Origin of the sequence: Thermocatellispora tengchongensis, from assembly GCF_014202315.1 — a bacterium.
GTDB classification, from domain to species: Bacteria; Actinomycetota; Actinomycetes; order Streptosporangiales; family Streptosporangiaceae; genus Thermocatellispora; species Thermocatellispora tengchongensis.
In genome coordinates this window covers 112,590-138,460 of the sequence record NZ_JACHGN010000027.1, presented here as the reverse complement: position 1 = coordinate 138,460, position 25,871 = coordinate 112,590, and the positions used below count along the sequence as shown (strand labels likewise).

General features: G+C 73.9%; 26 protein-coding genes and 1 pseudogene. 7 read left to right on the top strand and 20 right to left on the bottom strand.

Annotated features, from left to right (window positions below; genetic code table 11):
* Window positions 1-27 precede the first annotated feature (27 nt).
* On the top strand, window positions 28-1,056 hold the full coding sequence (locus HNP84_RS43640; RefSeq protein ID WP_185055972.1) for a hypothetical protein: 1,029 nt from the start codon (window positions 28-30) through the stop codon (window positions 1,054-1,056).
* 30 nt (window positions 1,057-1,086) lie between these two features.
* On the opposite strand, the gene HNP84_RS43635 is transcribed toward HNP84_RS43640, so the two are convergent.
* Genes HNP84_RS43635 through HNP84_RS43625 form a run of 3 tightly spaced genes read right to left on the bottom strand, consistent with a single transcriptional unit; the run spans window position 1,087 to window position 4,995 of the window.
* A complete protein-coding gene (locus HNP84_RS43635) occupies window positions 1,087-3,282 on the bottom strand; it encodes a hypothetical protein (RefSeq protein ID WP_185055971.1) in 2,196 nt (731 codons plus the stop codon).
* Window positions 3,283-3,286: 4 nt separating this feature from the next.
* A complete protein-coding gene (locus HNP84_RS43630) occupies window positions 3,287-4,198 on the bottom strand; it encodes an AAA family ATPase (RefSeq protein ID WP_185055970.1) in 912 nt (303 codons plus the stop codon).
* Window positions 4,195-4,995: a hypothetical protein gene (locus HNP84_RS43625; RefSeq protein WP_185055969.1), complete on the bottom strand. Its 801-nt coding sequence runs from the start codon at window positions 4,993-4,995 to the stop codon at window positions 4,195-4,197. The genes HNP84_RS43630 and HNP84_RS43625 overlap by 4 nt, the downstream gene beginning before the upstream one ends.
* Window positions 4,996-5,073: 78 nt before the next feature.
* Here HNP84_RS43625 and HNP84_RS54310 point away from each other — a divergent pair, with 78 nt between their 5' ends.
* Entirely contained in the window at window positions 5,074-5,445 is a 372-nt protein-coding gene (locus tag HNP84_RS54310) for a DUF2809 domain-containing protein (RefSeq protein ID WP_221337497.1), read from the top strand.
* Between the two features lie 33 nt (window positions 5,446-5,478).
* Window positions 5,479-6,336: an aldo/keto reductase gene (locus HNP84_RS43615; RefSeq protein ID WP_185055968.1), complete on the top strand. Its 858-nt coding sequence runs from the start codon at window positions 5,479-5,481 to the stop codon at window positions 6,334-6,336.
* Here the strand turns inward: HNP84_RS43615 and HNP84_RS43610 are convergent.
* The 3 genes from HNP84_RS43610 to HNP84_RS43600 form a co-directional block, all read right to left on the bottom strand.
* Entirely contained in the window at window positions 6,305-6,898 is a 594-nt protein-coding gene (locus tag HNP84_RS43610) for an isoprenylcysteine carboxyl methyltransferase family protein (protein ID WP_246519389.1), read from the bottom strand. The two genes, HNP84_RS43615 and HNP84_RS43610, sit on opposite strands and share 32 nt — an antisense overlap.
* An 8-nt stretch (window positions 6,899-6,906) precedes the next feature.
* Window positions 6,907-7,965, bottom strand: a complete 1,059-nt coding sequence (locus HNP84_RS43605; RefSeq protein WP_185055967.1) for a type III polyketide synthase — start codon at window positions 7,963-7,965, stop codon at window positions 6,907-6,909.
* Window positions 7,966-8,048: 83 nt separating this feature from the next.
* Complete coding sequence (locus tag HNP84_RS43600) at window positions 8,049-8,921, bottom strand: NAD(+)/NADH kinase (protein WP_185055966.1); 873 nt, start codon at window positions 8,919-8,921, stop codon at window positions 8,049-8,051.
* 45 nt (window positions 8,922-8,966) lie between these two features.
* Here HNP84_RS43600 and HNP84_RS43595 point away from each other — a divergent pair, with 45 nt between their 5' ends.
* Window positions 8,967-9,863 (top strand): DNA-3-methyladenine glycosylase family protein, encoded by an 897-nt coding sequence (locus HNP84_RS43595; protein ID WP_185055965.1) that lies wholly within the window; start codon window positions 8,967-8,969, stop codon window positions 9,861-9,863.
* On the opposite strand, the gene HNP84_RS43590 is transcribed toward HNP84_RS43595, so the two are convergent.
* Complete coding sequence (locus HNP84_RS43590) at window positions 9,827-10,417, bottom strand: TetR/AcrR family transcriptional regulator (RefSeq protein ID WP_312927014.1); 591 nt, start codon at window positions 10,415-10,417, stop codon at window positions 9,827-9,829. The genes HNP84_RS43595 and HNP84_RS43590 overlap by 37 nt on opposite strands.
* 133 nt (window positions 10,418-10,550) lie before the next feature.
* Here HNP84_RS43590 and HNP84_RS43585 point away from each other — a divergent pair, with 133 nt between their 5' ends.
* On the top strand, window positions 10,551-10,928 hold the full coding sequence (locus HNP84_RS43585) for an LLM class oxidoreductase (RefSeq protein ID WP_185055964.1): 378 nt from the start codon (window positions 10,551-10,553) through the stop codon (window positions 10,926-10,928).
* Here the strand turns inward: HNP84_RS43585 and HNP84_RS43580 are convergent.
* The 4 genes from HNP84_RS43580 to HNP84_RS43565 form a co-directional block, all read right to left on the bottom strand.
* The gene (locus HNP84_RS43580; RefSeq protein WP_246519388.1) at window positions 10,900-11,991 is read right to left on the bottom strand and encodes a hypothetical protein; all 1,092 of its coding nucleotides are present in this window, start codon (window positions 11,989-11,991) and stop codon (window positions 10,900-10,902) included. The genes HNP84_RS43585 and HNP84_RS43580 overlap by 29 nt on opposite strands.
* Before the next feature lie 228 nt (window positions 11,992-12,219).
* Entirely contained in the window at window positions 12,220-12,468 is a 249-nt protein-coding gene (locus tag HNP84_RS43575; RefSeq protein ID WP_185055962.1) for a hypothetical protein, read from the bottom strand.
* 35 nt (window positions 12,469-12,503) lie between these two features.
* Window positions 12,504-13,601, bottom strand: coding sequence for a hypothetical protein (locus HNP84_RS43570; protein ID WP_185055961.1), 1,098 nt, complete (start codon window positions 13,599-13,601; stop codon window positions 12,504-12,506).
* A 33-nt stretch (window positions 13,602-13,634) separates the two neighbouring features.
* Window positions 13,635-14,846: an ROK family transcriptional regulator gene (locus HNP84_RS43565; RefSeq protein WP_185055960.1), complete on the bottom strand. Its 1,212-nt coding sequence runs from the start codon at window positions 14,844-14,846 to the stop codon at window positions 13,635-13,637.
* Window positions 14,847-14,991: 145 nt separating this feature from the next.
* On the opposite strand from HNP84_RS43565, the gene HNP84_RS43560 reads away from it, so the two are divergent.
* Window positions 14,992-16,938, top strand: a complete 1,947-nt coding sequence (locus tag HNP84_RS43560; protein WP_185055959.1) for a DUF4142 domain-containing protein — start codon at window positions 14,992-14,994, stop codon at window positions 16,936-16,938.
* Here the strand turns inward: HNP84_RS43560 and HNP84_RS43555 are convergent, their stop codons facing one another.
* The 9 genes from HNP84_RS43555 to HNP84_RS43515 all read right to left on the bottom strand — a co-directional run bounded on the left by HNP84_RS43555 (window position 16,939) and on the right by HNP84_RS43515 (window position 25,137).
* Window positions 16,939-17,772 carry an ABC transporter permease gene (locus HNP84_RS43555; RefSeq protein ID WP_185055958.1) on the bottom strand — a complete coding sequence of 278 codons (834 nt, stop codon included), beginning with the start codon at window positions 17,770-17,772 and terminating at the stop codon, window positions 16,939-16,941.
* Window positions 17,769-18,665: an ABC transporter permease gene (locus HNP84_RS43550; protein WP_185055957.1), complete on the bottom strand. Its 897-nt coding sequence runs from the start codon at window positions 18,663-18,665 to the stop codon at window positions 17,769-17,771. Before HNP84_RS43550 ends, HNP84_RS43555 begins: the two co-directional genes overlap by 4 nt.
* Window positions 18,662-19,726 (bottom strand): ABC transporter ATP-binding protein, encoded by a 1,065-nt coding sequence (locus HNP84_RS43545; protein WP_312927010.1) that lies wholly within the window; start codon window positions 19,724-19,726, stop codon window positions 18,662-18,664. Before HNP84_RS43545 ends, HNP84_RS43550 begins: the two co-directional genes overlap by 4 nt.
* Window positions 19,723-20,931 carry an extracellular solute-binding protein gene (locus HNP84_RS43540; protein ID WP_185055956.1) on the bottom strand — a complete coding sequence of 403 codons (1,209 nt, stop codon included), beginning with the start codon at window positions 20,929-20,931 and terminating at the stop codon, window positions 19,723-19,725. Before HNP84_RS43540 ends, HNP84_RS43545 begins: the two co-directional genes overlap by 4 nt.
* A 151-nt stretch (window positions 20,932-21,082) precedes the next feature.
* On the bottom strand, window positions 21,083-22,081 hold the full coding sequence (locus tag HNP84_RS43535; RefSeq protein WP_185055955.1) for a LacI family DNA-binding transcriptional regulator: 999 nt from the start codon (window positions 22,079-22,081) through the stop codon (window positions 21,083-21,085).
* A gap of 115 nt (window positions 22,082-22,196) precedes the next feature.
* Complete coding sequence (locus HNP84_RS43530) at window positions 22,197-23,045, bottom strand: MbnB/TglH/ChrH family RiPP precursor modification enzyme (RefSeq protein WP_185055954.1); 849 nt, start codon at window positions 23,043-23,045, stop codon at window positions 22,197-22,199.
* An 83-nt stretch (window positions 23,046-23,128) separates the two neighbouring features.
* Window positions 23,129-23,548, bottom strand: a complete 420-nt coding sequence (locus HNP84_RS43525) for a hypothetical protein (protein ID WP_185055953.1) — start codon at window positions 23,546-23,548, stop codon at window positions 23,129-23,131.
* 104 nt (window positions 23,549-23,652) lie between these two features.
* Entirely contained in the window at window positions 23,653-24,765 is a 1,113-nt protein-coding gene (locus HNP84_RS43520; RefSeq protein ID WP_185055952.1) for an MFS transporter, read from the bottom strand.
* A gap of 201 nt (window positions 24,766-24,966) precedes the next feature.
* Window positions 24,967-25,137, bottom strand: a complete 171-nt coding sequence (locus HNP84_RS43515) for a hypothetical protein (RefSeq protein ID WP_185055951.1) — start codon at window positions 25,135-25,137, stop codon at window positions 24,967-24,969.
* Window positions 25,138-25,351: 214 nt separating this feature from the next.
* Between HNP84_RS43515 and HNP84_RS56960 the strand changes: the two are divergent.
* Window positions 25,352-25,870: pseudogene (locus HNP84_RS56960) on the top strand (NAD(P)/FAD-dependent oxidoreductase); the annotation flags it as partial.
* Between the last annotated feature and the right edge of the window lies 1 nt (window position 25,871).

The following is a 25,871-nucleotide window of genomic DNA, read 5'->3' as shown; positions in this document are numbered from 1 at the left end:
CCGGGGCACCGGGAGGGACCGACCGCGATGACATCAGCACACGTGCCGCGCGACGAGCGGCGGCCCAGGCGCGCCGCCCGGCCCGCCGTGCACGACTTCTCCCCCGAGTGGGGCGTGGCCGACCGGCCGGGCGGCGGTGAGGCCCTGATCGCCTTCGACGACGTGGTGCGCTGGTGCGAGGACCTGCTCGCCGACCACGACGGCCCCCACTCGATGGTGTACGTGCGCCAGGGCTTCGCGGTGCTCGGGCTGGACGTGTTCGACCACGAGCGCTGCCCGGTCAAGCCGCACGACGGGCTGCGGCAGGCCCACATCGACGCCGCCCGGCAGCTCGTGGCGCAGATCGAGCGGTTCGACCTGACGCTGACCGCGCTGCGCACCGGCGAGCTGATGCGGACGGTCGTCGAGGGCCCCGAGAGCCTGGTGTTCTGCGGCCGGGTGCGGCCGGGCGAGTACCTGGTCGCGGTCAGGTATCTGCCGGCCGGCCTGCCCGACGGCGACGCGGCGACGGCCACCGACCGCGAGCTGTCGCTGCTGATGACCGACATCCGGATGGAGGTGTTCGGCCAGCCCGACGAGCATCCCGGCGGCGACCCCGGCGGGGAGCTGCCGCCGGTCGATCCCGGCTGGGAGCTGCGGATCAGCGAGGGGGCGCCGGGGTGGGGGCGGGCGCTGGCCGAGTCGGCGCTGCACCCGCTCGACCTGCACTATCTCGCGTGCTACCGCGACTGGCGGCACGTCTTCGACGCCGACCGCTTCGACCATCCGCTGGCGGCGGCCCGGCCCGGCCGCCTGTCGCCGGCCGCGCGCCGCGAGCGCTACGCCGAGGCGGCCTCGCGTACCAGGCGCGAGATGTCGCTGCTGGCCCAGACGCTGTGGCCGGTCACGTCCTCGGGGGTGCGGCGGATCGTGCTGGACGTGCAGGAGGGCGCCCTGTACGCGCAGATGCTCCCCGCCCGGGGCACGTTCGTGTTCGGCGTGACCACCGAGCAGCGGGCCGTGCGCCGGGCCGAGCGCCGCCTGACCGAGGCCGCCGCCCGCGTGCCCGCCTCGTGAAGCGGTGACGGCAAGCCGTGGACGTGGGCGTCACCCCGGGGCGGGATCGACGGCGGCGCGGAAGACCCGGTCGCCCAGCCCCTGGAGCGCCGACTTGACCGTGGCGCGGCGGTAGCTGCGGGTGATGCGCCGGTAGCCGTCGTCGGGCTCGGCGAAGGGCGCCTGCTCGGCGATCCGGTCGAGCTGGAACAGCGGCAGCCGCTGCGCCGCGGTGGTGAAGTCGAAGCAGATGCGGTGCAGCTCGTCGCGCTCGGCCGGGCCCGGCGTCCGGTCGGGCGCGGCGTCGCGGAACCAGGCCGCCACGGCCGCGCGGAACTCCTCCAGCAGCCCCCGGTACAGCACCGCGACCCCGATCGCCTGGTACAGCTCGGGGGTGAGCCGCCGCTCGCGCGGCACCCCCCGGGCGGCGGGGGCGTCGGGGCCCTTGGGGCGGAACAGGCCGGCGAACATGCTCCTGGTGTCGGTGAGCAGGCCGAGGGCCGAGGACGCGGCGGCGAAGTGCTCCTCGATCCTGGGCGGCAGGGGCGGCGGCCCCGCCGGCGCGCCCCCCGGTGTGGCGGGCGCGGGGACGGCGGCGGCGAGGCGGTCGAAGCCCGCGCTGACCTCGCCGAGGATGGCGCGGGCGAGCCGCTGGGTCTCGATGTGCTGCAGGTTGGCCCGCTCCAGGCCCTCCAGGACCAGGGCCATCTCGTCCTGGGCGAATGCGCTCAGCCGCCGCCGGGCGTCCTCGACGGCAATCCGCACCGCGTCGCCGAGGTCGTCGCCGGCCGCCAGCACGTCGCGCCCCACCAGGGCGGCCACCGCGCGGGCGTCCTCGGGCGCGGCGTAGCCGCGGGTGACGACCACGACCTCGGTGGCCGGGTGCTCCTCGCGCAGCGCCACCACCCGCCTGCGCACCCGGGCGACGTCGTCCTCGTCGATCAGGGAGTCGGCGACCAGCACCGCCACCGCCTTGTTGCCCGCCAGCCTGATCCAGTGATCGACGGTGGTCCCGGCCATGCGCACCCCGCTCTGCGGGCGCCAGCCGCCGGACACCAGGGCGTCCTCGATGACCCGGCGCACCTCGGCGTGGCCGGCGGCCCGCTCCAGCGGCTCGACCCGCAGCGAGGCCCGGATGTGGCCGGCCGTCAGCTCGGGGGCGGGGCGCCAGGTGCGGTGCAGCAGCCGCAGGATCTCGCGCGGGTTGCCGCCGGACAGCCGGCGGATCTCGGCCGCGCTGTGCGGGGTGTGCGGGAACAGGCCGCCGTCCTGGTAGAGCCGGATGACGTCCTCGGTCTCGGCCTGGCCGAACGGGGCCAGGCGCACCTCGTGCGCCCGGTCGCGCAGCCCGCTGGGCAGGCTCTGGTAGGTCGAGGGCAGCGCGCAGAAGACCAGCAGGCCGCCCGCCTCGATGAACACGTCGGCGAGCTTCTTGACCGCCCGCACGACCTCCTCGCGGCCGGGCCCGGACGGCACGATCGCGTCGAACTCGTCGACGAACAGCTCCAGCCGGTGGCCCTGCCGGGCGAACAGCATGGTGAGCGTGCCGAAGGCGGCGAACGCGCCGAGGTCGCCCTCGATCGGCTGCACGATGCCGCGCTCGCGCAGCGCCTCGCTCGGCGGCAGCCCGGCCAGCCAGGCCCACACCTCGGTCTGGAAGCCGCCCTGGTGCAGCAGGGCCAGCGCGCGGGAGAAGTCGTCGCGGCCGGTGACGTCGTGCAGCCGGCGGCGCAGCTCGTCGCGGATCTCGCTCTCGGACAGGTAGAACCGCTCGATGACCTTGCGCGCGTCGTAGTGGCGGGCGCGCAGCCCCTCGATCAGCTCGCGCCGGTCGCGCAGCCCGTCGAGGCGTTCCAGGTGGGAGGCGGTGACGTCGGCGAAGTAGTCCTCCACCAGGTCGCCCAGCACCTCTTCGCGGATCAGCTCGCCGATCAGGGTCTCGCTGTAGGCGCGGGCGAAGCCGCCCGCGGCGCCGTCGACCCGTAACTGCCGGGAGCGGCCCGGCTCGGTGCGCGCCCGGTTCGCGGTGCGGGCCACGAGGTCGCCCGCGAGGTGGCTCTTGCCGGTGCCCGGCTCGCCGACGATGGCCAGGACGAGCCCGCCGCTCCCCGGGCCGCCCGCGCGGGCGTCGATCAGCTCGCGCGCGGTGCGCACCGCGGAGGTGACCACGGTGGCCCGGCCACCTGCGGCGACGCCGTCCATGGTGACGAACGGCGTGTCGGGGAAGGGGTTGTCGCCGGCGGCCATGGGGTCACCCTCTCAGGGCGTCGAGGTCCGTCAGGTACTCGAAGTACGTGGCGAGCACATACTCCGAGTCTATCGACTGCCTCCTTTCCTTCACAGCGAGCGTGAAGGCGTCGTTGAAGATGCCGTACAGGCGGCGGATCGTGACGATCTTGGCCTCGCGGCAGACGGTCTCGACGGTGCCCGGCTTGAGGGTCGGCACGGTGGCGCCGACGGAGGCGTGCCTGATGCGCTCCTCGATGAACCGCTCGGCCTCCTCCACGGCCAGCTCGCTCAGCGACAGGTGCAGCGCGACGCTCTCGGGCACGCGCTCCCAGCGCTGCCTGATCCGCGGCACCAGCTCCGTCTCGCTGCTCTCGACCATGAACACGACCCGGCCGGAGATCAGCCGGTTCCTGATCGCCTCCACGGCCTCCAGCGGCGGGGACGGCGGCAGCAGCACCACGAGGTACTGCCCGGCGGCCTGCAGCGCCTTGGTCAGGTCCACGAAGAACGGGGTCACGTCCTGCTGGCCGATCAGCCGGTCGCGCGACTCGTCGTCCAGGTTCAGCTCGCGCAGCGCCTTGAGGATGATCTGCTGGCGGATCTCCTCGCCGGTCACGTCGAAGCCGGCGTAGGTGAGGTCGCAGACCCGGGTGCCGGGCTCGGCCTCGGCCAGTATCGCCGCCAGCCGCCCGAGCAGCGAGGTCTTGCCGGTGCCCGACGGGCCGGTGACCAAGGTGAGGTGGCCGTCCTCCATCGCCCGCGCCGGGTCGGCGAACACCCGCCGGAAGGCCGTCACGCACTCGGCCACGCCGTCGATGTCGTCGGAGAACAGGTGGGGCGGGCAGTTCTCGGCGTCCCACACGCGCAGCGGCGGGGTGCGTCCCCGCGCGGAGCCGGGCACGCTCATCGGGTTGAGCCAGGGCCGCCCGTTCACCGCTCGCCTCCCCTCCTCCACGGCCGCGCCCACGGCCGGGGCGACGCTGCGACCTTCTCCACCTCCACCTGCAGCGCGCGCAGCCGGGCCAGCAGCCCGTCGCGCAGGGCGCTCTTGTCGCCGGCCGACCAGCGGGCCCGGGGCAGCTCCTCCAGCGCGGCCAGCTCCTCGATCAGCCGCCGCGGCTCGGGCCTGCGCGGGTGGCGCACCTGCATGCGCACCAGACAGGCGTTCAGCTCGGCCCGGTACGGCGGCACCGGCGAGCGCGCGGGCGGCGAGTCGGAGGCGGACTCCTCGACGTACTGGGTGAAGGCGGTGGCGAAGTCGGTCATCGCCTTGCGCAGCAGCATGCCGTCCTGCGCCCGCTGGTCGGCGCGGACCCGCAGCTCGCCGCCCGCGATGGTGAGGGCCGCGCCCAGCAGCACCGGCAGCAACGTGGTGATGAGCGTGGTGAGCAGCGTGCCGAGCGCCCCCGGACCGCCGCCGCCCGGAGCCGGCGAGCGCGCCCCGACCAGCCCGGCGCAGGCCCGCGCGAAGTCGCCCGGCCGGGCGGCGCGCCACTCCGCGACGGTGAGGGTCTTGCCGCCGGCCACGAGCCGGTCGGGCGCGCCGGCGGCCCGTGCGGCCACACCCAGCGCCACCGCCGCGTCCACCAGGGCGTTGACCCGGTCCGAGGCCGTGCAGTAGACGATCGAGGCGTCGTCGGGCGGCTCGGGCGCGGCGGCGGGTGACGCGCAGGCCGCCAGCGCGGCGAGAAGGAGAGCGGGGAGGAGAAGGCCCGCCCCTCGCGCCCGCATCACACCGTCCTTCCGGCCACCGTGTTCACGGACCTTACCGCGTCCGCCGATGGCGAGGAACACTTATACGGTGTCCCGGTGCGGTCCAGACGACTCCTCGCCCTGCTGTGCGCCCTGGCCACCGTCGCCGCCGGGCTCGGCGTGCGCGCCGTGGGCACGGGCGCGTTCGCCGAGCACGCCGGCGACGCGCTCTACACGGTGCTGCTGGTCACGCTGGTCGTGGCGGTCGCGCCGCGGGCGCGCCCGGCCGTCGCGGCCGGCCTGGGCCTGGCGGCGAGCTGGGCGGTGGAGCTGTTCCAGCTCACCGGGGTGCCGGCGGAGCTGTCGGCGCGCAGCGCGCTCGCCCGGCTGGTGCTCGGCACCTCGTTCAACGCGCCCGACCTGTTGTGGTACGCGGCCGGCGCCGGGGCGGCGTGGGCGGTCATGACCCTGGTACGCCGCCCCGCTTGACCTGGAGTGCGCTCCAGCGGGCAGGGTGGGGGCATGAAGACCCGTACGATCGGAACCAGGCAGGTCAGTGCCATCGGGCTCGGCGCGATGCCGATGTCCGTGGCCGGGCACATGCCCGACGAGAAGCAGTCGATCCGCACGATCCACGCGGCGCTCGACGCCGGGATCACCCTGATCGACACCGCCGACGCCTACACGCCCTCGGCCGAGGACGTGGGCCACAACGAGCGGCTGGTCGCCAAGGCGCTGGCCTCGTGGGGCGGCGACACGAGCGGGGTCCTGATCGCGACCAAGGGCGGGCACACCCGGGTCGCCGGCGGCGGCTGGGACGTGGACGGCCGGGCCGAGTACATCAAGCGGGCCTGCGAGCGGTCCCTCAAGGCGCTCGGCGTCGAGGCGATCGACCTGTACCAGCACCACCGGCCCGACCCGAAGGTGGCGTACGAGGAGAGCATCGGCGCGCTGGCCGACCTGCTCGCGGCGGGCAAGATCCGGGCGGCGGGCATCTCCAACGCCGATCCGGAGCAGATCAGGCTGGCGCACTCGATCCTGGGCGAGGGCCTGGTCAGCGTGCAGAACGAGTACTCGCCGCGGTTCCGCACCAGCGAGCCCGAGGTGGACGTGTGCGCGGAGCTGGGCCTGGCGTTCCTGCCCTGGTCGCCGCTCGGCGGCATCGGCCGCGCGGACGACCTGGGCGGCAAGGCGGCGCCGTTCGCCGAGATCGCCCGCGAGCGCGGGGTCTCGCCGCAGCAGGTGTGCCTGGCCTGGGAGCTGGCCCGAAGCCCCGTCATGATCCCCATCCCGGGGGCGAGCCGCCCGGAGAGCATCCGCGACTCGGCCGCGGCGGCCGAGCTGGAGCTCACCGCGGAGGAGCTGGCCCGTCTGGGCTGAGCCCGGCGCCGGGGAAGGCGGCGGCGCGGCCGAGCGCGGTGTCCTCGACCCGGATGCGCACGGCGAGCAGCCAGGCGTTGACCGCGCAGAACGTCAGCGCGGTCATCCACGCCGTGTGCACGAGCGGCAGCGCGAGCCCTTCGGCCACGACCGCCACGTAGTTGGGGTGGCGCAGCCACCGGTACGGCCCGGCGTGCACCAGCGGCATGCCGGGCACGACGACCACCCTGGTGTTCCAGCGCTCGCCCAGGCTCTTCACGCACCACCAGCGCAGGGCCTGGGCGAGCAGCACCACGGCGAGCATCGGCCAGCCGAGCCAGGGCAGGAACGGCCGGTCCAGCAGCACGACCTCGGCCGGCGCGGCCACCAGCAGGCCGGCGTGGGCGAGCACCATGTACGGGTAGTGCTCCCTGCCGTACTCGACGCCGCCCCGCCGCCGCGCGCGGGCGAGGTTGCGGCGCGAGACGGCGAGTTCCGCGATCCGCTCGGCGCACACCAGCGCGATCAGCACCAGGTACCAGGCGGCGGAGCCGGTCATCGTCACCATCGGAGCGGTCACCATCTGCGCGGTCACCACCTGAGCAGCACGAGCTCGGCGGAGAAGCCGGGGCCCAGGGCCAGCAGCAGGCCGGGCTCCCCCGGCTCGGGGCGGGGCCCGGCCATGGTGCGCTCCAGCACGTTGAGCACCGAGGCCGAGGACATGTTGCCCAGCTCCCGCAGCGAGCGCCAGGTGTGGCCGAGCGCGTCGCCCGGCAGGCCGAACAGCCCGGCGACCGCGTCGATGACCTTGGGCCCGCCCGGGTGGCAGACCCAGGTGGCGATGTCGTCCGGGGTCAGCCCCTCGCGGGCCAGGAAGCGTTCCACGTCGTCGGCGAGGTGCTTCTCCACGGTGTCCACCAGGTCGGCGGCGAGCACGATGCGCAGCCCGTGGCCGCCCGCCTCCCAGCCCATCAGCCGCGCGGTGTCGGGGTAGAGGCGGCTGCGGGTGGCGGTCACCCGGGGCCCGGCCACGGGCCCCGGCGACTCGGCCTCGCGCCGGTCGCCCAGCCCCACCACGGCCGCGGCGCCGTCGCCGAACAGGCTGCTGGCCACCAGGTTGGCCGGGGAGGTGTCGTCGCGCTGGAGAGTGAGCGAGCACAGCTCGACGCACACCAGGACCGCCACCTCGCCCGGGTGCCCGGTCAGGTAGTCGTGCGTCCTGGCCAGGCCCGCGGCGCCCGCGACGCAGCCGAGCCCGAACACCGGCACCCGCTTGACGTCCTGGCGCAGCCCGGCCCGCTGCGCGATCCGGGCGTCCAGCGAGGGCGTGGCGACGCCGGTGGAGGAGCAGAGCATGACGTGGTCCACCTCGTGCGGCTCCACCCCGGCGCTGTCGAGCGCGCCGAGCAGGGCCTTCTCCCCCAGGGCCACCGCCGCGTCGATGTAGGCGTCGTTGGCGCGGGTGAACCCGTCGATGGCGGCGTACTCCTCGATCGGCAGCGCCAGGTGCCGCGCGCCGACCCCGGACGAGGTGTGGAAGCGCCGCAGCAGCGCCTCGTCCCCGCCGTTGATGCGCGCGAAGGCGTCGGTGATCTGCCGCTGCTCGTAGCGGTTGGGCGGGACCTCGGTTCGCACGGCCGCGACACGCATCGGCGTTCCCCTCTCCCCGTCGCACGGGGCGGGACGCCCCGTGCGAGCCCTCTACCACCGGGGGCGGGGGCCTAACGCGAGGCTCACTCCACCTCGGCGCTGCCGTTCACGCGCAGCTTGCGCCGGGCGCGCTCGTAGAAGGTGGTGCCGCCGAAGCGCACCACCCGCGCGGCGTCGCGCCAGGCGGTCACGGTCACCGCGTCGCCGGGCGAGACGTAGCCGGCCACGGCGCCGTCCACCTCGACGGCCAGGCGCCCGCTGGACGGCAGGACGTCCAGGCGCACCGACTCGTCGGCCGAGAGCATCAGCGCCCGGTTGAACGTGGAGTGGGCGGCGGCGGGGACGACGAGGAAGCCCTCCACGATCGGCGAGACGATCGGCCCGCCCGCCGAGTAGCTGTAGGCGGTGGAGCCGGTGGAGGTCGCGACGATCACCGCGTCGGCGGCGTAGCGGACGAAGGGGTGCCCCTGGACGGAGACCGCGACGGCGGCCAGGCCCTCGCCGGGGGTGCGCACCAGCGCGATGTCGTTGAAGGCCAGCGCCCGCCCCGGCCCCTCCGGGCAGCCCAGCTCCGCCCGCACGGCCATGCGCGGCTCGACCGAGTAGCGGTGCTCGTCGATGGCCGACAGCGCCGTCTTCAGCTCCTCGACGTCGATCTCGGCGAGGAAGCCCAGCTTGCCGACGTTGACGCCCAGCACCGGCGTGGCCCGTCCGGCGATGAGCCGCATGGTGCGCAGCATCGTGCCGTCGCCGCCCAGGCTGACCAGCAGGTCGGCCCGGCCCACCAGCGCCGACGGCTCGACGGCGACCGCCGAGCAGTCGATCCTGCCGACCTCGTCGGGCAGGCCCAGCACGGTGCACCCGCGCGCGCGGGCCCACTCGATGATCGTGTCGATGGCCTGCTTGGAGTCGCGCCTGGGGTGGAGGACCAGCCCCACCGTCGTGACCATCCCCATTCCGCCACTGTACGGGCACGCGCGGAGGGCTCCTACCATACGCCCATGACCGCGCACGGATTCACGCTCACCGCCGACGGCCCGTTCGACTTCGCCGCCTCGCTGCGCTTCGTGGAGGACTGGCCCGCCACCAGCGCGCTGCCCTCCGACGGGCGGGCGCTGCGCTTCGCCTACTGCGCGGAGTCCGACTGGCTGCCGATCGGCGTGACCGTGACGGCCGCGCCCGGCGGGGTCTCGGTGACGACAACCAGGGCCGCGGGGCCGGGCCTCCGGGCGGAGATCGCGCGCATCCTCTCCCTGGACGTGGACGGGGCCGGATTCGCCAAGCTCGGCGAGGCCGACCCGGTGCTCGGCGACTTGCAGCGGCGCAGCCCCGGCCTGCGCCCGGTGTGCTTCTGGAGCCCGTGGGAGGCCGCGTGCTGGGCGGTGATCGTGCAGCGCTCGTCCATGGTCATCGCCTCGCGGCTCAAGCAGCGCATCGCCGAGCGGTACGGCGCGGAGGTCGTCGTGGACGGGCGGGCGTATTCGGCCTTCCCGCCGCCGGTGACCCTGCTGGAGGCCGGCGGGCTCGGCCTGCCCGCGCAGAAGGAGGAGTGGGTGCGCGGCCTGGCCGCCGCGGCGCTGGACGGCGTGCTCACCACCGAGCACCTGCGCTCGCTCGCGCCGGAGGAGGCCCTGGCCGAGCTGCGCGCGCTGCCCGGCGTGGGGCCGTTCTCCGCGGGCCTGATCCTGATCCGCGGGGCGGGCGCGCCGGACGCGTTCCCCGGCGACGAGCCGCGCCTGTTCGCGATCCTGCGCGAGGCGTACGGCCTGCCGCAGGACGCGCCGCCGGCGGCGTACCGGCGCCTGGCCGACGCCTGGCGGCCCTACCGCTCCTGGGCCTCCTTCCTGTTCCGCGCCTCCACCTACGGCACTCTCAGGGACGATCCGGCGCCCCGCTGATCTCCGCCGTCGCGTGCGCGCAGGCCGTCGAGCGTCAGCGTGAGCAGCCGCTCGGCCCGCTCGGGGCCGGAGGCGACCTGGGCGATGCCCGCCACCAGCTCCACCAGGTCGGCGAACTCCAGGTCCGCCCGTACGACCCCCGCCTCCTGGGCCGGGCGCAGCAGCCTGCCGGCGGCGCCGCCCAGCATGGCCCAGCAGTCCACGCCGGGGGCCGCCGGGTTGAGCATCATCCGCGCGCCGAGGCCGCGGTCGGTCATCGCGTGCGCGACCAGCAGGCGCAGCCACGCGACCAGCGCCTCGCCGGGGGGACGCTCCTCGGCCAGCTCCTCCGCCCGCGCGCACAGCGCGGCCAGGCGCCCCTGGAACACCGCCGCGAGCAGCGCGTCGCGCGTGGGGAAGTGCCGGTAGAGGGTGCCCGGCCCCACCCCGGCCCGCCGGGCGATCTCGTTGAGGGACGCGTCGGGCCCCTCCTCCGCGATCACGGCCGTGGCGGCGGCCAGCAGCAGTTCGTAGTTGCGGCGGGCGTCGGCCCGCCTCGGCCGGGTGGTCTGCACGGGCACTCCCGACGTTGAACCGGAGAAACTCTCCGTATCATAGTCCGGGCACTATCCGGAGAAGTTGTCCGGATTTCCGCCCGGAAGGGGCGCCCATGAGCGCGGGCGAGGTGCGCGACGCCGGGCCCGCGAGATGGCGCGTGAGCACGCCGCCCGCTACGGCGGCGCCGCACCTGCCCAGCAGGCCGGCCTGCGCCGCCTCGGCTTCACCGAGGGCGGGTTCGCGACCGGCGGCGACCGGCTCAGGGGCGCGATCGTGGCCTACGGCGACCCGGACGCCGTGGCCGGACGGGTCCGCGCCCCTTTCGACGCGGGCGCGGACCACGTGTGCCTGCGGGTGCTCCACCGCCCGCCCCGGCGAGATCCCGCTCGCCGGGTGGCGGGAGCTGTCCGCCCCGGCGGCCGCGTGAGACCGCCGGGACGGACACCGCAGGCGGGCCGCCGGCAACGGGCCGAGGACGAGGACCCGTTGACGGTCAGGATCAACGGGCCGAGGACGAGGACCCGTTGACGGTCAGGATCGGCCCCGAGGGCTGCTCGGCCCCCGCCTCCTCCCGGATGATCGCCGGGAAGGTGCCGGTGTCGATGATGCCATGCTCGTTGTACGCCGCCTCGATCAGCGCGTGCGCCTTGGGCTCCAGCTTCCACAGCGCCCGGTACTCGCGGGCGGTGGCCAGCGGCAGGCCGGTCTCGTGCGCGATGTCGGCCGCCCGCGGCACGAACTTGCGCTCGATCTGCTTGTCCCAGTACTCCCGGGCCGCCCGGTAGAGCGCCGCCCGCTGCGACGGGTCCAGGACCGGCGGCGCGGCCTCGACGACCTCGATCTCCTCGTCCTCGTCGTCGATCAGCGAGGCGGCGCCCTCGGCGGCACGCGCCGGGCGCGCGGGCCCCCCGGCCACCAGGGCGGGCTGCTCGCGCGGCTTGGCCTGCTCGGGCTCCGGCGCCCACGGCACCGGCGGCGTCAGGTCGATCAGCGCCGAGGTGTTGTAGAGGGCGCCGATCTGGGACAGCAGCGCCTCCTGACGCGCGGGGTCGGCCGCGAGGCCGGTGTGCTCCACGGCCCGGTCCATGGCCTGGTCCAGCTTGGCCAGCGCGATGCGCATCTTCCGCTCCGACGCCCCGGCCTCCCGCAGGGCGCGGGCGCGCTTGGCGGCCAGCGCGACCCGGGTCAGCCTCCGGTGCGCGTCCACCTCGCTCGCCGTACGGTCGCTCGCCTCGGCCAGCCCGAGCCGCACCATCATCCGCTCCGGGGTGATCCGCCAGTGGATGCGCGCCCGCCCGGTGATCCGGTGCCGCTCGATCGCCATCCCGCGCTCCCACAGCCACGCCGCCACCAGCGGCGCGGCGAGCCGGAACACCGCCTCGGGCAGGCTGTTGGAGTCCATGCTCGACAGCACGGCGGTCAGTCCGGTCAGCGCCCACACCGCGACGCCGTCGATGCCCGCCGAGTAGTTCTCCCGCATGTTCCGCCGCGCCCGCACCGCGCTGGTGATCACCGCGACCTCGATGAAGGCGAAGAGCAGCAGCCGCAGCGGCCCGTCGAAGCCGAGCACGTCACCGGAGAAATTCCACATGCCCTGCGCGGAGACACCGGTGGCGATGGAAGCGGCGACGATAGTAAGAATGTCCTCCGCTGGGCGTGGTGCGACATATGTCGCCCAGAGTCGGGCCACGCCACGTATGACCGCCCGGAGCAAGAAGTACGCCGCGGCCAACCCGACCAGGGCGAACACGGAGATGATGACTGCTCCGACCGGATTGTCCGAGACGAAGGTGGTTACTTGATCGATGGGAGGCATCTGTCACTGTCCGTCAGTCTCGATGTCCGACTGTATATCCACGCGATCATTCCAGAATGTTGGCATCTTGTTCGCGAAACGCGGGTTAACTCGGGTTAACACCGGTTCCAGATGGGGTTTCACCACGTCCTGAACGACGGCGCGGCAGGCGATGCTAACGAAGCCGAGGTCACCGGTCGAGACGGCACGCGCACCCCTTGCCCGTGCCATGTCCATTGCCCGTGCCATGTCCATTGCCCGTGCCATGTCCATGGCGCGCACCACCGCGGCCGGTCACTGCCAAGGGCTCAGCCGTCGAAGGCGGTCCAGTCGATGTCCAGGCCGGCCAGGGGGCGCAGGACGCTGCGGTGGGCGGCGCCGAGGGAGATGTCGCATTCCTCCTGTTCCTCGTCGGTCTCCACGGTGGCGATCAGGCCCGGGGCCACGTAGAAGGAGATCCGGTAGAGGGGCCACATCCAGGTCTTGAGCGGGACCCGGCGGAGGCGGGTGGTCAACTCCTCGGCGACGGGGGTGGGCAGCGGGCCGGTCCAGGCGCGGTAGGGGGCGTCCACGGCCGCCTCGTACAGGGAGAACTGGAGCAGGAAGCCGGTCAGGCGCTCGCGTTCGGGATGCCGTTCCTGGTAGTCGTCGATCGTCCAGACGGTCGGCTCGTCCTGCCCGGGGTCGAGAACCCACTCGAAGTAGCCCTGGTTCTCGTGACCGAACGCCAGCAGGCCGTCCGCGCGGAGGCCGAGTTCTCCCGGCGGCCGGATGAAGTTCTGGACGCCCCGGGCGTGCGGGCGTCCGCGGGTCAGCCGGTAGAACTCGGCCAGGGCCGGGGGGACGGGGATCGCCGGGGGCGGTTCCTCCGGTTCGGCCGCGGGGGCGGGATGCCAGGTGCGCAGGAACAGGCGCAGCGCCTCGACGGGGTCGGCCGGCAGGTGGTCCAGCCAGTCCAGGCCGGGCAGCGAGGAGGGGGCGGCCGGCGGGCGCACCCGGTCCAGCACGTCCCGGCTCAGCGGGGAGTCGAGCCACAGGTCGCCCTGCCGGAGCACCTCGGGGTCGCGGGTCCAGGTGCTGGAGGCGTGGCTGAGGGTCCCCAGGTAGAGGCCGCCTTCGGGGAGCCGGACGAACAGGTGGATCGGGCGGGACTCCGAGCCGTAGGCGTGGAAGCGGGAGGACGTGAGCCGCGGGACCGGGCCGACCAGGCGGAACGTCCTGCCGTCCCACACGCCGCTGGCGGTGAGGTCGTCCACGGCGGGGGCGATGATCACCGCGCTGAGGGGGCCCAGGAGGATCTCGGCTCCGGACGCCGGGAAGGCGTCGGCTCCCTCTCCCGCCGCGGCGCGCGCGTGGTCGAGCGGGACCGGGTCCAGCGGTTTCCAGGGCACGGCCGGGCTGCTCAACGGGGGTCCTGCTCCTCTGGTCCGGGGGCGGGGTCAGGGGTGGGTGCGGGCGAGGACGCCCAGAGGGTCGGCCAGGAGGCGGCGGAAGCCGAGTTCGGCGGCGCCCACCAAGGTGGCGTCGTCGCCCAGGGCCGAGGTGCGCAGGCGGACGCGTTCGCGGGCGACCGGGAGGACGTTGGCGGCGATGCGGGCGCGTACCTGGGCGGCGGCGCCCGGGTACATGTCGCGGAGCATGCCGCCGAAGATGACCATGGCGGGGTTGAACAGGTTGATCAGGTTGGCCACGCCGATCCCGAGCCAGTCGCCGATGCGGCGCAGGGCCTCCTGGGCCGCCGGGTCGCCGCGGTCGGCGTCGTCCACGACGGCGCGTATGGCGTCGCGGCCCCACTCCTCGGCAGGACGGCCGGCGGCGTCGAGCAGGGCGCGCTCGCCCACCTCGGCCTCCAGGCAGCCGTGGGAGCCGCAGCCGCACGGGCGGCCGTTGTAGGGGTTGACGACCATGTGGCCCAGCTCGCACCCGTAGCCGCCCTCGCCGTCCAGGAGCTTGCCGCCGACGATGATGCCGCCGCCGACGCCGACGTCGCCGTGCAGGTAGATGAGGTTGCCCAGGCCGATGCCCGCGCCGCGCTGCTGCTCGGCCAGGGCGCCGAGGTGGGCCTCGTTGCCGACCGGGACGGGCAGGCCGAGGCCCAGCCGGCGGCTCAGCTCGGGGCCGAACGCCTGGTCCACCCAGCCCATGTCGGGCCCGAAGCGGACCACGCCGTCGCCGGGGCGGATCATCCCGCAGTACGAGGCGCCGATGCCGACGCACACCGAGCCGGGGGGCGCGGAGTGGTAGAGGCGGCGGCCGAAGCGGGCCAGGACGTCCACCACCCGGTCGAGGTCGGCGCCGGCGCGCGGGCGCACCGCCTCCTCGCGCTCCAGCATGATGCCGCCGAGCGCGACCCGGGCGGCGACCAGGCGGTCCACCGCGACGTCGAAGGCCAGCACGTACAGCCGATTGGACTCCGGCCGCACCACCAGGGAGGGACGGCCCGCCCGGCCGGTGTCGGCGGGAGGCTCCTCGCGCACCAGGCCCGCCGCGGTGAGCTCGGCGGTCAGGGCCATGATGGTGCTGCGGTTGAGCCCCATCCGCTCGGCCAGCGCGGCCCGGGAGAGCGAGCCGTCGAGGTGCACGTGGCGCAGCAGGGTGCCGAGGTTGCGCCGGCGGATCTCCTCCTGGACCAACCCGACCTCCGGCGGCATCCGGTTCGCAGCATGAACATGTGTCGTACGTAAAATACTCCGCCCCGGCTGAGCGGGGGATGCCGGTTTCGGGGGTGGATCGAACGGCTTCGCACACGGGTGCGTACCTCCGGGTGACCCGAGGTTTCCAGGAGAGGTGTCCGCTGTGGGCCAGCGACCCAGCCGCGTTGCCGTCACCACCTTGTGCGGCCTCGCCGTGATCCAGCTCGCCGGAGGATGTGCCGCGTTCACCGCGACCGGGAACGCGACCGGGAACACGGCCGGGTACGGCGCCGTGAGTCCGGCCGCGACCGGGGGCGGGGTGGAGGCGGTGTCGCGGGAGGAGCTGACGCCCACCGACTGGGGGCCGCTCGGCGCGGCCGACCGGGAGCTGCTGGTACGCGTGCGCCAGGCCGGGCTGTGGGAGATGCCGGTGGGCGAGCAGGCGGCGGAGCGGGCCGACGCGGCCAGGACCCGGGCCAACCTGGGCGAGATCGCCGAGCAGCACGCCGAGCTGGACGCCGACGTACGGGCGGTCGCCGCCAAGCTGGGCGTGACGCTGCCCGACCAGCCCACCGACGAGCAGAAGGGGTGGATCGCCGAGATCTCCGGCAAGAGCGGCCCCGCCTACGACAAGACGGCGGTGCGGCGGCTGCGGATGGCGCACGGCAAGGTGTTCCCGGTCGTCGCCCAGGTGCGGGCCAGCACCCAGAACTCGCTGATCCGCGACTTCGCCGAGCGGGCGGCGAGGTTCGTCAACACCCACATGGACCTGCTGGAGGGCACGGGCCTGGTGGACGAGCAGGCGCTGCCGCCGGTGCCGGAGGTGGCCGCGGCGCCCGCGCCGGTGCCCCAGGGGCAGCCGGCGCCCACCGCCCCGCCCGCGGAGGAGGCGGAGGGGGCCGCCGAGCCGCCGCCGGCCGCCGCGGTGGGCGGCGACGGGTTCGTCCCCACGAGGTGGGGGCCGCTCAGCGCGGCCGACCGGGACCTCCTGGTACGCGTGCGCCAGGCCGGCCTGTGGGAGATCCCGGTGGGCAAGGAGGCCGCGGCACGGGCGGCGCGGGCGATGACGCGTACCAACCTGGGGCACATCGCCACGCAGCACGGCACCCTGGACGACGACGTGCGCGCGGTGGCCGCGCGGCTGCGGGTGCCGCTGCCGAACCGGCCCAGCGACGAGCAGCAGGGCTGGATCTCGGAGATCACCGGCCGCTCCGGCGGCGACTTCGACCGGGTGGCGGTGCAGCGGCTGCGCATGGCGCACGGCAAGGTGTTCGGCGCCATCGCGCAGGTGCGGGCCAGCACCCGCAACACGCTGATCCGCGACTTCAGCGAGCGGGCGGCGAAGTTCGTCAACACCCACATGGACCTGCTGGAGGACACCGGGCTCGCCGACGCCTCCGCGCTGCCGCCGCCCCCGGACCTCGCCCCCGCGACCGCCGCGCCCACAGCGGCCCCGACAGCGGCCCCGACAGCGGCACCCACCGCCGCCACCAGCGCCGCTCCGGTGCCGTCGGCCACCGGGGTGCGCCCGCCGTCGGGCGCCGGGACCGTGCGGACGAAGTGGGGCCCGCTGAACCCGGCCGACCGGGACCTGCTGGTGAAGGTACGGCTGGCCGGGCTGTGGGAGATCCCGGTGGGCCGGGAGGCGGCGCGGAAGGCGAGCAACGCCAAGACCCGGGAGAACCTGGGGCACATCGCCCAGCAGCACGGCCAACTGGACGCCGACGTGCGCGCGGTCGCGGCCCGGCTGCGGGTGCCCCTGCCCAGCGAGCCCACCGACGAGCAGAAGGGGTGGATCGCCGAGATCTCCGGCAAGAGCGGGCCCGACTACGACCGCACCGCCGTGATGCGGCTGCGCCAGGCGCACGGCAAGGTGTTCCCGGTCATCGCGCAGGTGCGGGCCACGACGCAGAACACGCTGATCCGCGACTTCGCCGAGCGGGCGGCGAAGTTCGTCAACACCCACATGGACCTGCTGGAGGGCACCGGGCTCGCGGACGCCGACGCGCTCCCGCCGCCCCCCGAGGTCACCGGGGCGCCGGACGCGGTGCCGTTCGGGCGGGCCGTGCCGACGGCCCCGCCCGCCACGTCGCTGCCCGACCCGGCGTGATCACGTGCCGGGACGCTCCTTGATCTGGGTGACGAGCTGCGTCGGGTTGACGAAGCGCAGCGCGATCACCAGCAGGACCAGCATGGACATCGTGTAGACCACGGCCATGGCGTCCACCTGCTGCTGGGCCCGGATGCCGGCGGCCGAGACCGAGTAGTACAGCGCGACGACCAGGGTCTCGCTGTCGGGCCCAGCGGTGAGGAAGGTCAGCTCGAACATGCCGACCGTGCGCACCAGCACCAGGATGCCCGCGGCGAGCATGCCCGGCACCAGCAGCGGCGCGAGCACCCGGCCCAGCACGGCCCGGGTCGGGGCGCCGCACATGCGGGCGGCGGCCTCGATCCGGGGGTCGATCTGCTCGATGAACGGCGTCATGACCAGGATCACGAACGGGATCGAGGGCACCAGGTTGGCCAGCACCACCCCGGCCAGGGTGCCGGCGAGGTGGAACTTGTACAGCACGGTGGCCAGCGGGATGCCGTACGTGACCGGCGGGATCATGATGGGCAGCAGGAACAGCAGCGTCAGCGCCCGCTTGCCGGGGAACTCGCGCCGCGCCAGCGCGTACGACGCGGGCACCCCGGTCAGCAGCGAGATCGCCACCACCAGCACCGAGACCTGGAAGGTGACCAGCAGCACCGAGGGCAGGTCGAAGTCGCTCCACGACGCGCCGTACCAGCGGGTGGTCCAGCCGTCGGGCAGCCAGGTGTCGAACCAGCGCACCGCGAAGGAGTTGACCACGACCGAGCCGACCACTCCCCCGACGAAGATCAGGAAGAACGCGACCGTGCCCCAGACCACCCAGGTCCCCGGCCGCCAGGCCGTCCGCGTCATCCCTTGCCTCCCGTCGAGCCGCGGTACAGCGTGGCCCGCCAGCCCAGGACCAGCGCGATGACCAGCAGCTCCACCACCCCCATGATCATCGCGATGGCGGAGCCCATCGAGTAGTCGTACTCCTCGAACGCGGCGTGGTAGGCCGCGATGGAGATCACCCGGGTGCCGCCCGACGGCTCGCCGACCAGGATCGCCGAGGGGAACACCGAGAACGCCAGCACGAACGACAGGCAGAACGTGATGGCCAGCCCCGGCACCAGCAGCGGGAAGGTGACGAACCGGAACCGCTGCCACCAGCCCGCGCCCAGCGTGGCCGCGGCCGACTCCAGCGAGGGGTCGATGCCGGTCAGGTAGCTGAGCGTGAGCAGGAACGCGAACGGGAACCCGGTGATGATCAGCGAGAACAGCACGCCCCAGTAGTTGTGCGTCAGGCGTACCGGCTCGTCCACCAGCCCGAGGCCGAGCAGGACCCGGTTGAACCAGCCGGTCGGGCCCAGGAAGGTCAGCAGGCCCTCGGCCGTGAGCACCGTGCCCAGGGTGATCGGCACGACCAGGACCGTGGTGAGCAGCCGCTTGCCGCGGAAGCGGCCCCGCATCCGGTACGCCAGCGGCACCGACGCCGCCACGTTCCCCAGCGCGGCCGGCACCCCGAGCCACAGGGTGGTGGCGATGGTGTCGCGCAGGTAGCCGTCGCGGAAGAACTCGGCGTAGTTGGCGAACACCCCGCCGCCGTCCTGCGGCTGGAAGGAGAGCTGCAGGCCGTACAGGAAGGGGTAGAGGAACAGCCCGGCCACGAACACGGCCGCGGGCAGCAGGAGCAGCAGCGTACGGTCCAGGCCGCGCTCGGCCAGGCGGTGCCGCAGCGCCACCCCTTCCACGCTCGGCGCGGTCATGGCGCGAACACCAGGACCCGCTCGGGCGGCACCGACAGCGTCACCCGGTCGCCGGGCGCGAGCCGGGCGGAGGTGCGCACGTGCAGCGCCACGCCGCCGTCGGCGCGCACCAGGGCGGCGCTCTCGCGGCCGTGGTACTCCACGACCTCCACGGCCGCGGCGACCGGGTTGGGCCCGTCGCCGACGGTGAAGTCCTCCGGCCGTACGCAGGCGACGGCCGTGGCGCCGGCGCCGCCGACCTCGCCGCGCCGTACGCCGGTCAGCGTCAGGCCGCCGCCGTCCTCCAGCCGGACCATGCGGCCCTCGCCGCCGGTGACCGGGAGCTCCAGCGCGTTGCGGTAGCCCATGAACGAGGCCACGAACCGGTTGGCCGGCTCGGTGTAGACCTGCTCGGGCGTGCCCGCCTGCTGCAGCACCCCGTCGCGCAGCACGACCAGGCGGTCGGCCAGCGACAGCGCCTCCTCCTGGTCGTGGGTGACGTAGATCGTGGTCAGGCCGAGCGTCTGGTGCAGGCGCCGGATCTCGGTGCGCATCTCCAGCCGCAGCGCCGCGTCCAGGTTGGACAGCGGCTCGTCCATCAGCACCAGCGGCGGCTCCAGCACGACCGCGCGGGCGATGGCCACGCGCTGCTGCTGGCCGCCGGAGAGCTGGCCGGGCAGCCGGTCGGCCAGGTCGGCGAGCTGGACCAGGCGCAGGGCCTCGTCCACGCGGGTGCGCATCTCGGCGGCGGGCGTCTTGCGCATGCGCAGGCCGAAGCCGATGTTGGCACGGACGGTCATGTGCGGGAACAGGGCGTAGTTCTGGAACACCATCCCGAAGCCGCGCTTCTCCGGCGGGAGGGTGTCGATGCGGGCGTCGTCCAGCCAGATGCGCCCGGCGGTCAGCGGCAGCAGCCCGGCCACGCAGTTCAGGGCGGTGGACTTGCCGCAGCCGGAGGGGCCGAGCAGGGCGACGAACTCGCCGCCCTTGATGGTCACGTCGAGCCCGTCGAGGGCGAGCCGTCCCCCGAAGCCGCGGCTGACGCCCTCCAGCCGCAGCTCGGAGATCTTCCTGGCGGTCACTGGGTCTTGTACTTTCCGGCGCCGACCTCCCGGTCCCACTTGTCGAACATGGCCACCTGCTGGGGGGCGGGCAGCGACGTCTCCTTGGGGAACTGGGAGATCCACTGGTCGTACTCGGGGCGGCCGAACTTGGCGATCACGTCCTGCGACTCCTTGGGGGCCATGCTCAGCGTGACGCCGTTGACGGCGGGGCCGGGGTAGAAGTAGCCGGTGTCGTACGCCTTGGCCTGCTGCTGCGGGGTCAGCATCCACTTGATCAGCGCGATGTTCGCCGACACGACATCGGCGCTCACGCCCTTGGGGATCACCGCGTAGTGCGCGTCGGTGACCCAGTGCATGCCCTCCAGCGGCTGCACCTTCACCTCGGCCGGGACGGTGCCCAGGGCGCGCGGGTTGATGTCCCAGCCGGTGGTGGTGGCGACGATGTCCACGGTGCCGGTGCCCAGGTTCTTCATCGTCTCGGTGGTGGTGGTCGGGTAGTAGTCGATGTACTTGCCGAGTTCCTTGAGGTAGTCCCAGGTCTTGGTCCAGCTCGCCGGGTTCTTCGGGTCGGAGTCGCCGAGCAGGTACGGCAGGCCCATCAGGAAGGTGCGGCCGGGGCCGGAGTTGGCCGGGCGGGCGTACTGGAAGCGCTTGGGGTTCGCCTTGGCCCAGGCCAGCAGCTCCTCGGCGGTCTTGGGCGGGTCGGCGACCTTGGCCGGGTTGTACTCGATCAGCGGGCCGGAGGGGTAGTAGGTGACGACCTGGCCCTGCCCCTGGGCCAGCTCCTGCATCTTGGCCGCGGGCTCCTGGTAGTCGATGGGGCCGATCTTGCTCGCGTAGTCGTCGGTGCGCAGCCACAGGCCCTGCTCGATGCCGGCCGACAGGCCGTCGGTGCCGGTCAGCACCAGGCCGATCTGCACCCGGCCCGCCTGCTGCTGAGCCTTGATCTTGCCGGCCAGTTCGGGCGCGGTGGCCTTGGTGTAGGTGACCTTGGCGACGATGTCCGGGTTCTTCTGCGCGAACTCGTCGATCATGCCCTGGGTGAGCTGGAGGTTGCCGGCCACGTCGATGATGTTGAGGGTGACCGGCTCGCGCGGCTTGTCCGGGACGTCGCCCGGGGCGAAGGAGGTGGTGGCGGTGCCGCCGCCGGAGCCGGGGGCGCCGCAGCCGGCCGCGACGAGCACGGCGGCGGCGAGGAGCACGCCGAAGCGGGTGATGGTCATGTGCGCGTCCCTTCTGGGGGGAGACGAAGGGGTCAGGAGCGCTCGGGCCTGCCGCGGCCCGGACGATATCGGATCTGTGTGATGCGTGATCTGGGCGAGCTGGGCGAGCTGGGCGAGCTGGGCGAGCTGGGCGAGCTGGGCGAGCTGCGGGTTACGCCGCGGGCCCGGTCGAGGCCCGGACGATGAGGGTCGCGGTCAGGTCGGGGCGCAGCGGCGCCCGCGTACGGGCCGGGGTGCTCTGCTCCGGAGCGGCGAGCACGTCCAGCAGGGTCTCCACGGCGGCGCGCCCGGCCCGCTCGCCGCGCAGGTCGACCGTGGTGAGCGCGGGCGTGGCCATGGCCGCGAAGCCGATGTCGTCGCAGCCCACCACGCTGATCCGGCCGGGCACGGGCACGCCCCGCTCGGCGAGCCGCGACAGCACGCCGAGGGCCATCACGTCGTTGTAGGCCACCACGGCCGACACCCCCGCCGCGATCACCAGGTCGGCGGCCTGCTGCCCGGATTCGAACCTCGGCGCGAACGGGCCGAGGTGGGTCACCTCCATTCCGTGCCGGTCGGCTCGCCGCAATCCTTTGCGGCGCTCCTTGTTGGTCCAGGAGGAGCGCGGGCCGTTGAGGTAGGCGATCCGGCGGTGACCGAGCGCGGCGAGGTGGTCCACCGCCTGCCGCATGCCGCCCGCGTTGTCCATGATCACCGACGGGTGGCCGGGCACCGCGCGGTTGATGAACACGATGGGGACCAGCCCGAGCACGGTCTCCAGCAGCGGCCGGTCCATGCGCGAGGCGCACATCACCACGCCGTCCACCTGCTTGGCCATCGCGGCGACCAGCCGGGCCTCCTCCGCGCCGTCCTCCTGCGAGTCGGCCAGGAAGACGGCGTGGTCGGCCTCCCGCGCCCGCGCCTGCGCGCCCTTGAGCAGGCTGGGGAAGAACGGGTTGGTCAGATCGGGGACGACCAGGCCGAGGTTGGCGGTCCTGCCGGTGATCAGGCCGCGCGCGGCGAGGTTGGGCCGGTAGCCGAGACTGTCGGCCACCGCGCGCACCCGCGCCCGCGTCTCGGGGCGGACCATCTCCGGCGAAGACAGCGCCCGCGACACCGTGGACACCGACACCCCCGCCGCCTTCGCGACATCGAGGATCGTCACCGCCATCGCCGTCTCCTGGGCCGTCCGCCGTCCGAGAGCTTCAATGACGCAAATAATGCAATCCTTTTCATCGCCGGGCAATGCCGTGACACATCACGCTTACATCACGGCAACCGCGGCGTCATACCCACATGAGCTCGTCGCGGCGGCGTACGTGGGCCTGGCGGGCGCGCTCGACCTCGTCGAGAAGGTCGGTGAAGTCCTCGGGGAAGTCCCGGTCGCGCTCGATCAGGACGGCCGGCACCGGGCAGCGGGCCACCACCTCGTCCAGCAGCGCCCACACCCGCTCGGGCACCGGGCGGCTGCGGGCGTCCTCGGCGCGCCCGTCGCGGCCCGCGCCGCCGGACAGGTGCACCTCCACCAGGCGCTCCAGCGGCACCCGGTCGAGGTAGGCCAACGGGTCGTAGCCGTGGCCGGCGGCGTTGGCGTCCAGCGCGGCCAGGTCGAGCAGCAGCCCGGCCTCGCAGTGTTCGAGGACCTCGGCGACGAAGTCGGCCTCGGACATGGGCGCGGGCAGATCGACCTGGTAGGCGATGTTCTCCAGCAGGAACGGCGCGCCGACCGCGGCCTGCACCGTACGGGCCTTGGCGGCGAGCTCCCTGGCCACCTCGCGCGAGCGCGGCAGCGGCATCAGCGCCCCGGGACCGGACGGCTCCGCGCACCGGTAGCCGAGATGGTCGCTGAACCAGGGCGCGTCCAGCTCGTCCACCAGCCGGGCCAGCGCGTCCAGGTACAGCGGGTCGGGCTCGCCCGGCGAGCCGATGGACAGCTCGGCCCCGTGCGGCACGATCGGGAACAGCTCGCGCAGCCGCTCCAGCCGCTCGCGCCGCCCGTCGTCGGCGAACAGGTACTCCTCGCTGATGACCTCGACCCAGTCGATCTTGCCGGCGGCGCTGCGTATCGGCTCGTCGAGCTCACCGCGGTGGCCGAGACCGGAGCCCAGGTAGGGCAGCGTGGACAGCGACGACATGCGAACGGCCTCCTTGCGACGAACACGAGGGGACACGACGGACACGAGGGGACACCACCCACACGACGGACGACGAGCTCGCCTCAGTCGCGGCTCAGCTCCTCGACGACCAGCCCCACGCCGATGCCCAGCAGCCAGACGTCCTTGGCGACGCCGATGCCCTCCTGGGTCGGGCGCAGGCTGCCCTCCTGGCGCAGCCCGGGAGTGCGCAGGTACAGCCCGAGCAGCCCGCCCGCGAACGCGGTCAGCGCCGCCCCGGCCACCAGCGAGGGCACCACCGGCAGCAGCAGCGCCGCCCCGAGCGCGATCTCCGCCCGCGACAGCATGCGGGTGAACCGCTCCGGCTCCAGGTCGTGCAGGAACGGGTACGTCCCCGCCGCCATGCCGTGCACACCGGCCGCGGTCTCGGCGTCGGCGTTCACCTTCGACAGACCGGAGTTCAGAATGTACGCGCCCGTGGCGATCCGGGCGGGCATCTGATGCCGGCGTGCGTACAGTCTCATGGTCCCTCGCAGTCGGATAGTGCCTGGTCAGGAGTTCTTCCCGGCCACGCGCACCACGCCACCCCGGCCACGCTCTCTTGACCCATCATTGGCCGCCCGGGGACTCACCTGCCCCGCCACAGCACCACCGCCACGACGGCGTACGGCACCGCGGCCAGGGCGAACAGCGTCCCCGGCCCCGCCAGCCCCGACCCGAGCCCGTATGCGGCGAAGGCCAGCACCCCCACGACCTCCGCGCCGAAGCCCGCCATGGAGGTGATCGTGGCCCGCGACCGGTCGGCGATGCGCGCCTGCAGCCGGGCGTCGGCGGCGGTGATGGCCCACTGGAACACCCCGAAGGCCGCCGCGATCAGCACCATCCCGATCCACGGAGCCGCCTCCGTCCCCGCCGCCACGGTCCCACCCCACCAGCCCTCGCCCACGGCCACCGGCGCGCCGACGGCGAGCAGCCCCGCGCCGCCCATCAGCGCGGGCCCGGCCCACCGGGTGCCGCGCCCGGCCAGCCACCCGCCCACGGCGAAGCCGGCGGTGACGACCAGCACGAGGAGCGGGACGACCGACGGCGCGGCCCCGGTCGCCTCGGCGAGCAGGGGCACGAACTCGTCCAGCGCGGTCGCCCCCATCAGCACCGCGACGAGCAGCAGCGACCCGCGTACGCCCGGGGTCGCGCGCACCTCGGCCACCCCCTCGCGCAGCACCGCGGCGAACCCGGCCCCCTCGCGCTCCCCCGCTCCCCTGGACTCCGGCAACGACCACCCCACGGCCGCCCCGACCAGGCACACGGCCACGCTGGCCACCCCGGCCGCGGTGTTCCCGCCCGCCGCGAGCACCGGGGCGGCCAGCAGGGTGGCGAGCAACTGGGCCCCCGTGGCCACGGCCTCGGCCCGCCCGATGACGCGCGCGTACGACGCGGCGGCTCCCAGCCGGTCCAGTTCCTCGTACGCGAGCGCCTGAAAGGTCCCCGAGCGCAGCGCCGACCCGGCCCCCCACAACACGAACCCGGCGGCGAAGGCGGGATAAGCGGGCGCGAAGGTCCACAGCGCGAACCCCGCCCCCGACAGCAGCGGCGCGATCGTCAGCAGCCACCGCCGCGAGAACGCGTCGGCCCACATGCCGGAGGGCACCTCAAGGACGAACCCGGTCACCGACCAGATCACGAACAGTGAGGCGATCTGCGCCGTGGACAGCCCGGTGCCGGCGAACAGCAGCGCGTACACCGGGTAAAGGAGGATGAGGTCCTCGAAGAACGCATAGGCATAGAGCCTGCGCGTGAGCCCGAACTCAGCCGAAGATCAATGTCGCCACGCCATACCCGGACCCTACCCCTCCCCTCCCGGAACCGCACCACGTTTCTCCCCACCCCGCACGTGACGCCCGGCGCCGGTGTGGGCACCTCGCCCGGCGCCCACCGGGCGAGGTCACCGGAAGCGCGGTCCCCCGGGAAGCCCTACCGGCGCGAGCCGGTCGAGCAGGCGGCGCAGACCGTTCAGGGGCGCGCTCGCGGCGTCGGCGTACGCCGGGGCGATGGCCAGGGCGACCCCGGCGGCGGTGAACGTGACCAGCATGATGGCACGGCTCCGAACGGACATGGCGGGTTCCCTTCGTGAGGCGGGCGACCGTTCCGCACGCCTGGTCGTACCCGTGCCGGTCATAGGCGGGGTGATGTCCCGGCAAGGTTTGGGTCCGCCTCTCCTCCGATACGGAATCGCGAGATATCGTCGTAGGGCCGCAATATTCACAGAAAGGGTTAAATCTGCGTTATAGCCCGAAAAATCGGCACGGCAGGTCGGCGAGGAGACGCGTGTGCGTGAGACCTGTGACGTGACCATAGCCGGTGGCGGAATCATCGGTTGCGCCATCGCCCACCGGCTCCTCACGGAAGGCCGGCGGGTCGTGATGGTGGATCGCGGGGCAAGCCTCGGCGGTGCCGCCTCATCAGCGGCGATGGGCGGCATCATCACCGAAAGCGATGAATTGTGCCTCGGCCCACTGCACGATCTCGCGGAACGCAGCAGAGAGCTGTATCCGGCATGGCTGAACTCCATTATCGGGCTGTCTGGAATAGACATTCCGTTGCTGTCGTCCGGCGCCCTGCAGATCGCATTGGATGACGAGGAGTCATATCGGTTGCATGAGAAGATCGTGCCTCGCTGGATCGCCAATGGGGCGCGAGTGACCCCCCTTTCCCGGGTCGAGGTGCTACGCCTGGAACCGCTGCTGAATCCGCGACTGCGCGAGGGTTTCCACCTTCCGCGGGAACTGGCGCTGGAACCGCCGCTGCTGATGTCGGCGCTCGCCACCGCCCTGCGCCGCGCGCCGGGCG

Excerpts from the sequence above, each read along its gene's own strand:
- HNP84_RS43565 (WP_185055960.1), bottom strand. The coding sequence starts at position 14,846 with ATGCCGCCGGAGGTCGGGTTGGTCCAGGAGGAGATCCGCCGGCGCAAC.
- HNP84_RS43610 (WP_246519389.1), bottom strand. The coding sequence starts at position 6,898 with ATGGTGACCGCTCCGATGGTGACGATGACCGGCTCCGCCGCCTGGTAC.
- HNP84_RS43595 (WP_185055965.1), top strand. The coding sequence starts at position 8,967 with ATGACCGCGCACGGATTCACGCTCACCGCCGACGGCCCGTTCGACTTC.
- HNP84_RS43530 (WP_185055954.1), bottom strand. The coding sequence starts at position 23,045 with ATGTCGTCGCTGTCCACGCTGCCCTACCTGGGCTCCGGTCTCGGCCAC.
- HNP84_RS43515 (WP_185055951.1), bottom strand. The coding sequence starts at position 25,137 with ATGTCCGTTCGGAGCCGTGCCATCATGCTGGTCACGTTCACCGCCGCC.
- HNP84_RS43605 (WP_185055967.1), bottom strand. The coding sequence starts at position 7,965 with ATGCGTGTCGCGGCCGTGCGAACCGAGGTCCCGCCCAACCGCTACGAG.
- HNP84_RS43625 (WP_185055969.1), bottom strand. The coding sequence starts at position 4,995 with ATGCGGGCGCGAGGGGCGGGCCTTCTCCTCCCCGCTCTCCTTCTCGCC.
- HNP84_RS43540 (WP_185055956.1), bottom strand. The coding sequence starts at position 20,931 with ATGACCATCACCCGCTTCGGCGTGCTCCTCGCCGCCGCCGTGCTCGTC.
- HNP84_RS43525 (WP_185055953.1), bottom strand. The coding sequence starts at position 23,548 with ATGAGACTGTACGCACGCCGGCATCAGATGCCCGCCCGGATCGCCACG.
- HNP84_RS43550 (WP_185055957.1), bottom strand. The coding sequence starts at position 18,665 with ATGACCGCGCCGAGCGTGGAAGGGGTGGCGCTGCGGCACCGCCTGGCC.
- HNP84_RS43600 (WP_185055966.1), bottom strand. The coding sequence starts at position 8,921 with ATGGGGATGGTCACGACGGTGGGGCTGGTCCTCCACCCCAGGCGCGAC.
- HNP84_RS43580 (WP_246519388.1), bottom strand. The coding sequence starts at position 11,991 with ATGTGGAATTTCTCCGGTGACGTGCTCGGCTTCGACGGGCCGCTGCGG.
- HNP84_RS43615 (WP_185055968.1), top strand. The coding sequence starts at position 5,479 with ATGAAGACCCGTACGATCGGAACCAGGCAGGTCAGTGCCATCGGGCTC.
- HNP84_RS43575 (WP_185055962.1), bottom strand. The coding sequence starts at position 12,468 with ATGGACATGGCACGGGCAATGGACATGGCACGGGCAATGGACATGGCA.
- HNP84_RS43640 (WP_185055972.1), top strand. The coding sequence starts at position 28 with ATGACATCAGCACACGTGCCGCGCGACGAGCGGCGGCCCAGGCGCGCC.
- HNP84_RS43585 (WP_185055964.1), top strand. The coding sequence starts at position 10,551 with ATGGCGCGTGAGCACGCCGCCCGCTACGGCGGCGCCGCACCTGCCCAG.
- HNP84_RS43555 (WP_185055958.1), bottom strand. The coding sequence starts at position 17,772 with ATGACGCGGACGGCCTGGCGGCCGGGGACCTGGGTGGTCTGGGGCACG.
- HNP84_RS43635 (WP_185055971.1), bottom strand. The coding sequence starts at position 3,282 with ATGGCCGCCGGCGACAACCCCTTCCCCGACACGCCGTTCGTCACCATG.
- HNP84_RS43535 (WP_185055955.1), bottom strand. The coding sequence starts at position 22,081 with ATGGCGGTGACGATCCTCGATGTCGCGAAGGCGGCGGGGGTGTCGGTG.